Source organism: Sphingobacterium suaedae (assembly GCF_042684625.1).
GTDB classification, from domain to species: Bacteria; Bacteroidota; Bacteroidia; order Sphingobacteriales; family Sphingobacteriaceae; genus Sphingobacterium; species Sphingobacterium suaedae.
In genome coordinates this window covers 137,342-151,145 of sequence record NZ_JBHULR010000001.1, presented here as the reverse complement: position 1 = coordinate 151,145, position 13,804 = coordinate 137,342, and the positions used below count along the sequence as shown (strand labels likewise).

11 protein-coding genes are annotated in these 13,804 nt (G+C 40.7%); 4 read left to right on the top strand and 7 right to left on the bottom strand.

What is annotated here, in order from left to right:
* Positions 1 to 2 precede the first annotated feature (2 nt).
* Positions 3 to 1,355, bottom strand: a complete 1,353-nt coding sequence (locus ACFSR5_RS00625) for a TolC family protein (RefSeq protein ID WP_380899638.1) — start codon at positions 1,353 to 1,355, stop codon at positions 3 to 5.
* A 57-nt stretch (positions 1,356 to 1,412) separates the two neighbouring features.
* Here ACFSR5_RS00625 and ACFSR5_RS00620 point away from each other — a divergent pair, with 57 nt between their 5' ends.
* A complete protein-coding gene (locus tag ACFSR5_RS00620; protein ID WP_380899636.1) occupies positions 1,413 to 2,021 on the top strand; it encodes a polysaccharide deacetylase family protein in 609 nt (202 codons plus the stop codon).
* A gap of 12 nt (positions 2,022 to 2,033) precedes the next feature.
* Here the strand turns inward: ACFSR5_RS00620 and ACFSR5_RS00615 are convergent, their stop codons facing one another.
* The 6 genes from ACFSR5_RS00615 to ACFSR5_RS00590 all read right to left on the bottom strand — a co-directional run bounded on the left by ACFSR5_RS00615 (position 2,034) and on the right by ACFSR5_RS00590 (position 10,841).
* A complete protein-coding gene (locus ACFSR5_RS00615) occupies positions 2,034 to 2,834 on the bottom strand; it encodes a DUF4249 domain-containing protein (protein ID WP_380899634.1) in 801 nt (266 codons plus the stop codon).
* Positions 2,835 to 2,838: 4 nt separating this feature from the next.
* Positions 2,839 to 5,154: a TonB-dependent receptor gene (locus tag ACFSR5_RS00610; protein ID WP_380899632.1), complete on the bottom strand. Its 2,316-nt coding sequence runs from the start codon at positions 5,152 to 5,154 to the stop codon at positions 2,839 to 2,841.
* A 5-nt stretch (positions 5,155 to 5,159) separates the two neighbouring features.
* Positions 5,160 to 5,972, bottom strand: a complete 813-nt coding sequence (locus ACFSR5_RS00605) for an alpha/beta hydrolase (RefSeq protein WP_380899630.1) — start codon at positions 5,970 to 5,972, stop codon at positions 5,160 to 5,162.
* Positions 5,973 to 5,997: 25 nt separating this feature from the next.
* Positions 5,998 to 6,828, bottom strand: a complete 831-nt coding sequence (locus ACFSR5_RS00600; RefSeq protein ID WP_380899628.1) for a hypothetical protein — start codon at positions 6,826 to 6,828, stop codon at positions 5,998 to 6,000.
* 402 nt (positions 6,829 to 7,230) lie between these two features.
* Positions 7,231 to 7,872: a hypothetical protein gene (locus ACFSR5_RS00595; RefSeq protein ID WP_380899626.1), complete on the bottom strand. Its 642-nt coding sequence runs from the start codon at positions 7,870 to 7,872 to the stop codon at positions 7,231 to 7,233.
* A gap of 47 nt (positions 7,873 to 7,919) precedes the next feature.
* On the bottom strand, positions 7,920 to 10,841 hold the full coding sequence (locus ACFSR5_RS00590) for an FAD-binding and (Fe-S)-binding domain-containing protein (RefSeq protein ID WP_380899624.1): 2,922 nt from the start codon (positions 10,839 to 10,841) through the stop codon (positions 7,920 to 7,922).
* Positions 10,842 to 11,075: 234 nt separating this feature from the next.
* On the opposite strand from ACFSR5_RS00590, the gene ACFSR5_RS00585 reads away from it, so the two are divergent.
* From ACFSR5_RS00585 to ACFSR5_RS00575, 3 genes are all read left to right on the top strand, one after another.
* A complete protein-coding gene (locus ACFSR5_RS00585) occupies positions 11,076 to 11,555 on the top strand; it encodes an Lrp/AsnC family transcriptional regulator (RefSeq protein WP_380899622.1) in 480 nt (159 codons plus the stop codon).
* 1 nt (position 11,556) lies between these two features.
* Positions 11,557 to 12,666, top strand: coding sequence for an EamA family transporter (locus tag ACFSR5_RS00580; protein ID WP_380899620.1), 1,110 nt, complete (start codon positions 11,557 to 11,559; stop codon positions 12,664 to 12,666).
* Positions 12,667 to 12,983: 317 nt separating this feature from the next.
* Positions 12,984 to 13,682 carry a DUF4397 domain-containing protein gene (locus tag ACFSR5_RS00575; protein ID WP_380899618.1) on the top strand — a complete coding sequence of 233 codons (699 nt, stop codon included), beginning with the start codon at positions 12,984 to 12,986 and terminating at the stop codon, positions 13,680 to 13,682.
* Positions 13,683 to 13,804 lie beyond the last annotated feature (122 nt).

Sequence of the window (13,804 nt, the reverse complement as noted above, 5' to 3'; positions counted from 1 at the left end):
TATTAAAATGTAATAGGTTTACCGATATAATAATCGATCACTTTCCCACGAAACACCATTTCATATTTTCTACGGATCATATCAAACTCCGCTTTGTTCATATTCGTCTGTGCGGTAAACATCTCAATAGAATTCGCCATACCAACGTCGTATCTTTCTTTGATTGTTTCGTAAGCGACTTTAGACGTATTAAAAGCAATCTGCGACGCGAAATATTGCTTATTGGCAGACCGAAGATCCAAGATAGCCTGTGCTATCGTCTTTTCTAGATTTCGACGGGTAATCGCGGCATCATTTTCGGCTTGCAAATAATTGATTTTAGCCTTACTAACAGCAACCTTGGTTCGATTATTATTAAAAATCGGCACCTCTAAGCTAATCGTTCCTCGAAAAGATTTGTTCTCGTTAAACTGGTCAAAAAAAGCCCATTTAGCCTGCGTAAGAGGATTTAATGCTTGCGATGAGTAGTTTGTACCGTATCCTGCGGAAACATTTATAGTAGGGAAATAAGCGCCTTTGGCAATATCTATATTTCTCAGTGCTAACTGTTTGTTATAGCCGGCTTGTTCAATCCCTGGTTGCGTTATCAAAGCCTGTGAGAAAACGTCGTCGAAAGAAGTGACAGCATATTCCGCCATCACATCTGCAATATTTGGCTTTATTAAAGTAAAAACAGTATCCGGCGACATCTCCATTAATTGCTTTAAATTAAGCATGGATAATTGGTAGGCATTTTCTGAGGTCATAATATTCAACTCATCGGTCGCCACTTGATTCTCTGCTTGAGCTAAATCGGCAACGGTTTTATTTCCAACGGCGAATTGAATACTGTCTTGTCGGAGTTGTTCTTTGGACAATTCGGCCTGCTGTTGGGCTGCTTCAAATAATTCCCCATTTGTGATGGCTTCTAAATAGTTCGTAACCACGGAAAGGACTAGATCATTTTTAACTTTATCTACTTCGGTGATATCGATCGACAATTGTATTTTATTCGCTTTGATTTGGTTGATTTTCTGAAAACCCTGAAAAACCGCGACACTAGAAGATAATTGTGCTCCTGCATTACTTGTCCAATCATTGCCACGAATAAGTTGGCCGGAAGTTTGGTCAAACGTTAATCCGTAATTGTAAGAGTTACTCGCTCCAAAGGAAAGATTAGGATATAGCTCTGATTTCGATTGATAGAGCGTCTGTTCTGTCAGCCGCACGCCAAATTGCGCCTGCCGAATTTGCAAATTTCGCTCTAGCATAGTCTCGATCGCCCGTTCCAGCGAGATCTGGGCATAAGATTTAGAACCTCCTACAGCAAGAAAAAACAACAGTAAAAATATACAGGAAGATAATTTTCTTATCATTTCGTAATTAAGGATAAATGATTCCTAAATTTGAGACAAAAATCTGATATTATCAACATGTATTTTGTAAACGCGCCTTTTTTTTTGCGTTGGTATTATCCTAACGTCACTTTCAACAAATCGAGATCGGAAAAAAAAATCTATCTTACCTTTGACGATGGACCTGTCCCAGAAGCTACAACTTTCGTCCTGGATACATTAGCAAGATTTCAAATCAAGGCAACATTTTTCTGTGTGGGCGATAACGTACAAAAACATCCCGTACTATTCGATCGTATCCTAAAAGAGGGGCACCAAGTTGGTAACCATACGTATAATCATTTAAAAGGTTGGGACACGGAGGATCACGTGTATTTGCAAAATGTACAGAGCTGTCAGGATCTCACAAAAACCAACCTTTTCCGGCCTCCCTATGCTCGCGCAAAGAAGTCTCAATTACGCCAATTGGATAAGCATTTTCAGATTATTTTTTGGGATGTTCTATCTGGCGATTTCGATGAAAGCTTAACTCCTGAAAAATGCCTTCAACATATTATTAATCATACGAAAAATGGTTCCATCATTGTTTTTCACGATAACCCAAAGGCCATGCCCCGTATGTCGTATGCATTACCCAAAGCAATTGCCTATCTGCAAACAAAAGGGTATACGTTTGATACTCTCTAATTCACGGAACGCTCATTCTTCTATGAAACCACCCTCTTCGATTCGAAGACCAAACTCCTTGGCCGACGCAACCGAGAAATAACCAAGAGCATTATTAGAAATGTTTGAAGTAGGATTTCCAGGAGCCGCAGTCCCCGGATTAGTGCTTTGAAACTCGTTCCAATATTCATAAACCTTCCGATCTACACAATATCTTCTTACATTGATACTGTCCCCAACCACCAGATCTGTATCCAAATCAGATATCTGATGTGTAACATAAAGACCGTCATTAAATTTATCATTCAACGCCGAAGCAAAGCGATATGGAGCACCATTGATCGAAAGATCATATTTATAATAATTGTTCACATCAGCAGGATCGTTGAATTTAAATGTCGCAAAATAATATGGATCACCAAATATATTTTCCTCCAAAACGCCAATCGAGTCCACGTCCACATAGGCAGGCATTATACAGGACGATTCATAAAGCTCGTCTCCGACGTACACGTGCAAGACATATGTACGGCCAGCTACCGGTTTAAAATTCGGATGGATATAATTTCCATTTTGTTCATACTGAAAACTAAAGTTTCTACCTTGATCGTCACGAACCGTAACTAGAGCGTTTTCAACAGGTAAAGAGTTTATTGACTCACTGAAAGCCACTGATTTGGATACACGAATCCGTTGTACTGAATTTAGATCAGACAACTGCGCTTCAATCACCACACGTGGATCTGCAGCATTTAGATCGATATCAATGACTTCCTCGCAAGCTGCAAGTACCAACAAGGAACAGCACAGGATAAAATAATATTTCAGGGACATGTTATTAAAATTTAAAGTTCCAGGTAACCGAAGGAATTGCTCCAAAAAGAGCCACCTTGTAAGCCTCCGTTATGTTTGGATTAGACTCCTTTTCTCTGAAATCAATGATGTAGGCATTCTTCCTATTGTACACGTTGTATATGCCAAATGTCCAACTAGATTGAAACCGCTTGTTTGTTTTCGTCGGTTCATAAGTCGCTGAAAGATCCAAGCGATGATAATTTGGCATACGGTAGCCGTTACGTTCCGTATAATAGAACATTGATTTTCCATCCACTTCGTATTTACCGCTTGGAAAAGTCACGGCATTACCTGTATTAAAAACAAAGGTTGTACCAATTGTCCATTTTTTTGACAACTCATACATCGCTACTACGGATAGATCATGCGTACGATCCTGCCGCGCGCGAAACCAGTTACCACTGTCTATTCCATCAAATTTACGCTCGCTTTTTGCTAAAGTATAGCTTACCCAACCGTTTAATTTGCCGCTGTTTTTACGTAGGTACCACTCTAAACCATAGGCTCGTCCAATACCAAAAAGTAATTCTCCTTCCAGATAGCGGTTGGCTTGAAGATCAGCACCATTTCTAAAGTCGATTTGATTATCCATTTTTTTAAAATATGCTTCAACAGAAAACTCATATCTGTTTCCTTGAAAGTTCCGGAAATACCCCATCGCCACTTGGTTTGCAATCTGCGGTTTAATATTTAAGCTACTCACCACATACTGATCTGTTGGCAAGCTCGATGTCGTATTGGTTAATTGATGCAGATTCTGGGCAATTCGATTGTATGAAGCCTTTATGCTGCTTTGTTCGTTAAGCAAAAAACTCGCAGAAAAACGAGGTTCCAAATTTAAGTAGTGTTTCACGATCTCGGTTCCATAATACTTCTCGGAAGTCGGTTCGCCATCGCTATCAAACTCATAAAAAGTTCCAGGCCCCATTACCATAAAATCATTCAGCCGAACACCATAAATAAATGAAAGTCGTTCCGAAGGTTTCCATTCATGCGACGCATATGCTGCCACATCTATTCCTTGGCGGCTGTCCACATCTATTGAGTTGACAGCGGTGTTTTCTCCTGCTGATAGACTCGCCGGATGAATGGATTGGTGGAGCGCATGTACACCGAAACGGATTGTACTATTGGCATCTGCATACAAGGAAAAATCTTGTTTGACATTCCAATTACGAATCTTCGACGCAATCTTAAAATCGCTATCATCACTTGATACTTGCACATTATATGTGAAGTCGCTATATATTAACGAAGTGTTACTAAATAGGCGTTCACTAAATAAATGGTTCCACCTTACTGTTCCTGTTGCATTACCCCAATCGAAACTGAACAAATCAGAATACCCCAAGTCGTCTTTTCCGAAATACCCGGAAACATACAGGGTATTTTTATCATTAAGCTTATAATTCAGTTTAGCGTTTAAATCATAAAAATAGAGCTTACTACTATTTACGTCCTTATCCTTCGATAGCTTCAAAAACATATCCGCGTACGTACGTCGTCCACTGAGCATAAAGGAGCTTTTGTCCTTCACAAGAGGCGCTTCGATTTTCAATCGCGATGCAATTAGACCTATACCTCCTTCTGCAGCAAAGCGTTTCTGATTACCGTCCACCATTGCTATATCGAGAACAGATGAGATGCGTCCTCCGTACTGTGCCGGCACACCTCCTTTATATAATTGTACATCTTTAATTGCATCCGAATTAAACGTAGAGAAAAATCCCAATAAGTGCGATGCATTATACACCGTTGCTTCGTCCAACAAAATTAAATTTTGATCAGAGCCGCCACCACGGACATAAAAATTCGAAGTGCCTTCTCCCCCGCTTTGCACGCCCGGCAATAATTGTATGGTTTTTAATAGATCTTTTTCGCCAAAAAGTACAGGAATATTTTTAATTTCCTCCATACTAAAGTTAAGCGCTCCCATCTGTGCATCACGAACGTTCCCATCTTTACGTTTGGCAGACACCACAACCTCATCAATCCGATTATCTAGCGGCTTTAATTCAAAATTGACGCGTTGATTGCTTGTCACATCCATATCCTGCACCAGCGTCTGATAACCTACGTAGCTCAAAACGACACTATGTCTACCTCCAGGTACTGTTAACGAATAAAAACCATATGTATTCGTGCTGGTAGCAAGCTCTCCATTCTGAACAGATACGACTGCTCCAATTAGCGTTTCGCCCGACGAAGCATCACGTACTACACCACTGAGGATTACCTGCTGTGCTCGCAAATTGCCTGACAGCAGGATAGCGATGAAAATAAAATATAATCTATGCATCCCGTTTATTTCACAGCATTAGTTTGTTGAAAACATTGGTTGAAAAAAGCCATCTGAAAATCGATCGAGCGAGACCAATAGTTCCAATCGTGTTTGCCTGGCATGGTAAGGTAGTGATGAGGTATATTCAAGTAGGTCAGTTTTTCGTGCAATTTGTTATTTACACCGAAAAAGAAATCTTCCGTACCGCAATCGATAAACAGCTGTAAGTTTCCTGGCTGTATCAGATGTGTTAGTTCAATAACTGTGTGTTCATCCCATACAGCTGGGTGTTCGTGATATGCGCCTAGTCGCTGTTTCATATTCCAGTTATTCGGAAAAGGGCGAATATCTACACCTCCTGACGTGCTTCCAGCGAACGCAAATAAATCTTGATGACGAAATGCAAGATATAGTGCGCCATGACCTCCCATACTAAGCCCAGTGATTGCCCGATGGCTTCGACTAGCTGTCACGTGATAATTCTTCTCTACATAGGGCAATAATTCTTTCGTAATAAAAGACTCGTATTGATATTCCGTACGATCCGTGTCCCAATACCAACTGTCAAATCCGCCATCTGGACATACAACTAAGAATCCGTAGGTATCCACCAATTCTTTCAACCGGGGTGCTCTTTGCACCCAATTGCTGTAATTGCCTGAATAGCCATGTAATAAATACAATACAGCCTTCGCTTGCTCATTTTCAGGCGAAATAACAACGGTCTTGACTTGTTTTTTCATACGTTGACTTTGGACCGCAACGGTATCCACTTTTGCCGCATGGGATGTGTACAATCCCATAAACATAGCAAACAGTGCAATCAATTTCTTCATAAGGTAAAATAAAAAATCAAATATCTTAATGTAAGGGTGTTATATAATAACGATAAAGATAAGCATCTAATCCTAATGGACGTTCACTTATCGTATAAAAAACTCCGCGCAGATCTCCAAAGCAGATCGCCTCCCCTTGCGGCTCAGGTTGGTAAGTAAGCGTCCTCGGTTTCCGTCCAAGCATCTGTAATATTGTTTCGTTACGTTTGCGTTCCCAATAAAACACCTGAGTTAGGTTTTTAATAAGCAGCCCAGCTCCGTCACGTGTCATATCAGCCGCCGTGACGAAGGTCATAGGTAAATCGAACTTCCGTTTCAACACTAAGGACTGTCCCACCAACGCGTTGTCTAAAGAAAATGGATATACACCGACCTGGAAATCACGTTTAGAAATAATGTATCCAGTGAGATCTAATGGATCGATAAAAAGCGCTTCTGCATCCCGTGCACCATCTTCGTAACGCAAAGTAACCTGTGTAATTGCTTCAGCGGAAATAATATCATGATGCATTTTACCGTCCCAAAGTGGTTCTTCAAAAATGTACAACTTAACCTCTTTTCGCACAGCCCGATTATCCCCAATGTCGGCCAAAACGACAAAGTTTTTCCCTCCTCTTTGAAAACAAGCAATGTCCTCCGTATCGATTCCCCGTACGCCTTCCAACAAATAAGTAATCTTCGTCTGCGCTTTATCGTCAATTAAGAAAATACGCGCGCTGTCTCCGCTGTCATTATGCGTCCAAAACAAAGACGATGATTGCCTGCTAACAATTAAGCCGGACAACTCGCCTAATCTGCTATCTGTAATTTTACCGAGCGGCTCCCTATCTCGGCCAGTATTTTGTGCAAAGACCACACCTATTAATGTGCATAAACATATAGCACTCCACAACCGAACGATCATGGGATCAAGATAGGAAAATCTTAGAACAGTAGCGAGCATTAACCGAAAGAATCAGACTGTTTACCGAACAGACAAAATAATTCACCTAATTAGTCTTGGTTGCTTCCAAGTCTCTGCCTACTTTCAGGACAACAAATCATACCATATCTATGCAAAAACTCATCATCTCATTTTTAGCAGGAATAGCGCTTTTACTTTCAAACGCCTTATCAAGCGACTATCGCACCCTGGATCAAGTCGACCGAAAATTACATTTATCATCTTCTTTTTCAGAAAATACATCTGTTGTTGAACAGTCGAAATAAAAAAGGCTGAATGAATGTCATCCAGCCTATATAAAATTTTGTCCTGCCATCATAAGCCTTGGAAAGCCGCCAAAATTCGCTCATACTGCGTAGAATCCTTGGCACGGAATTCAAATAATCGCTTATACAAATCTAGCACGGCGAAGACTTCCGCTTCAGCACCGGCGCTATTATTGAAAAACAGTTTAAACGTATATGTCCCATTTTTTTTCAAATCAATATTCTTTTTATTAGACGAAAAGACAAGTGGTAACAAAGTGACTTCAGTCATCCCCCCTTTTACAGAATGCTTGTAAAGCCCGCCAAGTGCCTGAATAAAATTATCAGATTCAGATCCGATAGAGCTAAATTTGATTGCACCAGATGTAAACCCCTTTTCGTTATTCGGATTGCCGTCGGGGTATAAACCCGCGGGAATATTCTTGACAACCTCTATTTGTAGCCCAATTGTGTCCCTATTTCGAAGCGATTTCGCAACGTAGACCATCGAAGAATCTGTTTCCTTCGAATCCACCAGCGACAAATAAACAGATGGATTTTCAGTGTCCGAATTCACAATGTATTGTCCGATATTTTGCGTTAATTGTTTTGCTTGCTGCGACTTATCTTCTGTTTTAGAATTATTTCCACATCCGCAAAGGATGCCGCCTAACCCGATAAATATTACTGCAGGAAAAAGTGTAGTTTTCATATTTTAGCCTTTTATTGAATAATAACAAAAGATAACAAAAAATTGTTTTAAACAGCCAACGCATTATATAAAATTTCGACTGGATGGAAGGAGACCCTTTTTGCGCCATCTTTAATCTGATGACGGCAGGACGTACCGGCTGCCGCGATAAGTGTGTCTTGTGATGTTTTTCGAACTGCAGGCAACAACACCAACTCAGCAATTTTCATCGAGATGTCATAATGTTCTTTCTCATACCCAAAAGATCCTGCCATGCCACAGCAGCCTGAAGGAATTACTTCAACCGAATAATGTCGAGGAAAAGACAAAATTTTCTGTGTAAATCCAACTAAATGATATGCTTTTTGATAACAATGCCCGTGAAGTTTGATGAATTTAGGTTCTTTTGTAAATTGTTCTTCCTGGATGCGTCCGGATTCTATCTCGTGCACCAAAAATTCATCGATTGTCAGTGTATTTTCAGCTAATTTCCGTGCTTTTGCTTTCTGATCAGATGCTACCAGATCGATATATTCATCCCGCAACGTAAGAATAGCGGAAGGTTCAATCCCAAGCAATGGAGTATCTTCAGTAATCAGATCTTTCAACAGATCGATATTTTGCTGAGCAATTTTTTGCGCTTTTTTTACAAAACCCTTGGATAAAAAAGTACGTCCGCTTTCTACATGCTTTGGAATCACCACATCGTATCCCAATGCAGTGAGCAATTTATAAGCAGTGATGCCAATAGAGGTATCATTATATTCTGTAAATTCATCACTAAATAAATAAACGCGCCGATTATTTTCGCGCCGTGACTGCCTGTTTGCCCACGTCGATAGTGTGGTAAAATGAACACGAGGTAGAGAGCGCTCCCGGGCGAACCCCGAAATAGATTTAACCACGTTAGCCAACAACGGGGTGTTCACTACAAAATTATAAAATGGTGCAACATAAGAGCCCAAACGCTGACTTTTAGTAAAATGAGCGATGAGAGATGAACGGAACGAAGCCCCATGCGCATCGTAGTAATGTTGTAAAAATTCTGCTTTCATTTTCGCAACATCCACACTTGAAGGACATTCACTCTTGCAAGCCTTACAACTCAAACAAAGATCCATAACCTCTTTAATCTCTTCGTGGTCAAATCGATTCTTCTTCGTTGAATTCGTTAGGAACTGTCGCAACATATTGGCCCGAGCACGCGTCGTATCTTTTTCGTCGCGGGTGGCCATAAACGAGGGGCACATTGTACCTCCGGTAATTTCTGTTTTCCGACAATCTCCAGATCCAGAACATTTCTCAGCCAATCGAAGAATATTTTCCTGCTTAGAGAAGTCGAAATAAGTTTTAATTGCCTCCCCATCTGTTGTTTTATCATAACGGAGCGAAATGTCCATAGGTGGTGCATGCACAATTTTATGTGCATTAAAAATACCCAACGGATCAAAAATAGCCTTCGTTTCTTTTAGGAGTTCGTAAACGTGCTCTCCCAAAACCTTTCCGATAAACTCTCCGCGCAATCGACCATCACCATGCTCTCCGCTAAGTGAACCATTGTATTTAAGTACCAAGTCTGTCGTACGGTCCAAAATGAGTCGGAACTTAGCTCGCCCCTCAGGTGTTTTTAAGTTGATAAAAGGTTCAATATGGAGCTCACCAGCTCCAGCATGCGCATAATAAGACGCGTGCACCTGCTGTTCGATAAGCAAATTCTGTATATCCTGCACATAAGCCGGCAAATCCTCAGGTGCTACTGCACAATCTTCGATTAAGTTCACGGGTTGTTCGTCTCCCGGCAAGTTACGAATCAGCCCTAATCCAGCTTTACGCAAATCCCAAACCAAATTTGCTTGCGTCAGACCTGTTACAAACGGATATGCGTAGCCGAGCCCGCTCCGTATTAAGTCTGCTTTTAAGGCTTCCGCTTTGGCCAGCAATGTTGTCAAATCGTGTGCGCGAAATTCGACGATGAGTAACGCTTTCGGATCACCCTCGATGAAAAATCGATTGTACTGATAGGTAGGATGTCCAACGGTAAAGTCCAAAATATACTTATCCACCAACTCAGAAGCTTCCGGTTGATGGGCCAAAGCCACCACATTCCCTCGCATACACTCTACCAGATCCTGAAAATGAACACATAGCAGACCAATCTCCGGCGGAGGTAGCGGCATTAGTCTCAGTTTAGCCTCGGTGACCAGGCCTATCGTTCCTTCAGATCCGGCCAATAGATGACAAAGATTAAAAAGATTTGAGTTATCCACTAAAAAGTCCAGTGCATATCCAGTGTTTCTACGCGCCAGTGTTTTCTTAGGATACCCAGAAACAATAGCTTCCCGATTAGCCTTTGTCGTCAAGAGTTTGTTGAGTTGTCTGTAAATATCACCTTCCCGACCAGCAGAAGCCAATTTTTCGAACAAGCATTTTTCATCCAACGGTTGAAATAACACTTCAGATCCGTCATCTAAAAGAACACTTGCTTCCAAAAGGTTCTGTCGAGTATCACCCCAGACGATCGAATGAAGCCCCGATGAATTGTTTCCAATCATTCCCCCTATCATAGCTCGGTTCGCGGTTGAAGTCTCTGGACCAAACATTAAACCAAACGGTGCCAAATAGCTGTTTAAGTCATCCCGTATTACGCCAGGCTCTACACGAACCCAACGTTGGGCTAAATTTAATTCCAAAATTTTATTAAAGAAACGCGACACATCCACAACGATCCCCGCTCCCACCACCTGTCCTGCCAACGACGTTCCGGCCGTCCTAGGAATAAGTGTTACCCGTTCTTCCCGAGCAAATGCAATTAATTTACCTAAATCTTCCTTTGCACGGGGGATGGCCACGGCGAGCGGTAATTCTTGATAAACGGAGGCGTCGGTAGAATATGCTATACGCATAGCTTGGTGCTTCGCATCTTCTGGCAGGTAAAATAAATCACCTAACAGCTCCGACGAAAGTTGACTTAATTTTGCTAATATTTGCACGTTTTAGTAATTTAGAATAGCAAAACTAATTATTTACGAGATCATTCCCCAGTGTTTTGAGCTTTTATTCAAACTAATGCCAACAAAACGCACAAACAAGCAGACTTATCATTTACATTTAAAAACGGGAATAAAAAAAACAATATTTCGATCACGGCAACCTATCATGAATAATATTCAAAGTAAAATGGAAAATTTTGAATATTATTCGAAGTTGATTATCTTTGCAGGATTATGGCAAAATTGGAATACAATCTCGATCAAATCGATTATCAGATTTTACGCATTATGCAGGATAACGCGCGTACAAACAACGCGGACATCGCTCGGGAGCTCGGTATGGCACCGTCAGCGATATTAGAACGTGTAAAAAAATTGGAACAAAAAGAGGTAATCCTACAATATAACGCCAAGATTAATCCGAACGCTTTAGATCAAAAACTCTTATCGTTTATCTTCATTAAAGCACAAGACATTATCGGTGTTCAAAAAGTAGGGCTGTTATTAGCAGAAATACCAGAGGTACAAGAGGTACATGACATTGCAGGAGATGATGGGTATCTAATAAAAGTGCGAACAAATGATGCCTCGGGTTTAGTGGATTTAATGCGCAACTCCTTAGGGAAAATTGAGGGAATCATTTCTACCCGCACGACGATCGTATTAGAAACTGTAAAGGAGGAACAAAAATTAGTTATTCCATCAAAAAAATAAAATGACAAAGCGCCCTCAAGAATCTCCAGTAATGGCAAGCATTATTTTTGCTTATCTCGTCGTGTATATTGTTTGGGGTTCAACCTTCTTTTTTATAGAAAAAGCATTAAGAGGCTTCAGCCCATTTGTGCTAGGATCTATCCGCTTTATTATTGCGGGAAGTATGCTTATGAGCTATTGCTGGCTTCGAGGTTATAAATTATATATAAAGTCTGTCGTAAGGGATGCACTTTTTATTGGTTTCCTATTGTTGTTCGTGGATATGGCCGCCATCATTTGGTCGGAACAATATATCTCTAGTGCTATTGTCACTATACTTTCGTCTGCTGCGGCCATTTGGTTTGTCGTTTTTGATAAACCAAAGTGGAAGCAAAATTTTTCTAGTCTTCCTATTGTGTTAGGATTACTGTTTGGATTTATTGGTGTGTTCATGTTATTTGCCGAGCAGTTATTTGCTGGGGACTCCGAAAATGGGCAACAGGATATGAAATTAATTGCTATGATAGTGCTCATATTGGGCACTATCGGATGGACAATCGGTTCTCTAATTTCCAAATACAGCAAAGAAAGAAAGGATAAGGAAGGCGCTTCCAGCGAAGCTGATCTGCATGTCATGGTTAAAACAGGTTGGCAAATGGTATCGGCCGGGATTTCTTTTACAATTGTAGCGCTTGTTAGCGGTGAATATGCCCGCTTCAATTTGGACCATGTTATGCTAGCGGATTGGGGGGCTATGGCTTACTTAGCGACCATGGGATCTATTCTTGCGTTTGGTAGTTACATTTGGCTTCTTCAGCATCGTCCGGCTACAGAAGTCAGCACGTATGCTTATATTAATCCAATAGTCGCCCTTATCCTCGCACATTATTTTACGAGTCATCATGTAACGGCTTTACAGATTGGCGGGCTTATAGTTGTTTTGTTCAGCGTCATGTTGATGAACTGGAACCTTTATAGAGATAACAAGAAGTTTAAAGTATTTAAACGGGCAAAGCGCCTTAAAAAACTTCGTGACATGGCACCGAAGAGTAGTATTCCCCGGATTATCGAAATATCGAACTTTAACAGTCAGCATGAAAAGAAAAAAAGCCGGAATGAAAATAGCATTTAACACCTAAAATGCTATTTTTTTTTTAAATAGTAAACACCCGAAACAAAACTTCGCCTAATCCACAGCCTAAAATCACACCAAAAACAACACTCAGGACAACCTTGATCCAAATTGGAAGTTCTAAAAATCTATTCATTTGACATTACTATAGCGGCACAAAATTCTACTTTGCCGATAAATAAAAAAAACATTTCAGTTGCAAAATTCAAACTTGTAGCCTATCCGCCACAGCATACAAACTCTAATAAAAACTTTTTTTTTTGCTGTTGTAGCAATACCTAGATATGCGCCGTATTATTTCCAAAAACATACGACACATGAAAAAAGTATCTATACAGCTATTCATCTGCCTCTTCATGGTTCTTATATCTTTTAGTAGCTGCTTAAAAGACGACGACTACGTTCCGGTACCCGCAGGCTTTATGACTTTTGTCAATGCATATCCCGATGCCAGCGGACTGTATTATCAAATCGATGGCCGGACATTAAACGCCGGTTATGCACCTGTAGCTCACAAAGAATATTCAAAAGCGGCGCTTTATGCGGGTAGCCGCAACCTACGAGCGCTCTCAGGAAGTCAAAATAAAACAGTTATAGACTCCACCATTACCGTGAACGATAGCACCGCATACTCTTCCTTCGTTTATGGAACGACAGCTCATCCGAAGTTTGCCATGACGCAAGACAAAAGCATACAGGGGTTGGGCGACAAAACGGCTTTTCGCTTCTTAAATCTGGCCAACGATGTAGCCAATGTAAATCTATTTATGGGCGATAGCGATACACCTGCATTTGATAATCGGCCGGTAGAAACCGGTGCATCTGCCGTACAAAACCAAACATTTATAGCCAAAGAAAGCGGCTCACAATCCCTTCGCATTACCGACGCATCGGGCAATGAAATTGCTAAACGCGAAAACTACAATTTCACCAAAGGATATTACTACACCATCATCCTAATTGGTACTAAAGGAGATAGCAATATGCCGCTTTATATTGGTGTCATTGCCCATTAAAATCATTTTAGCCCGTAACATAGGATTTGTAAAAGCACGCTGTAAAGGGTGCTTTTTTTTTGACTATGCTACGCATTGTTTCGACAGTTCACTTATTTTTAAAGAAAATCAAAGTTGTCCTC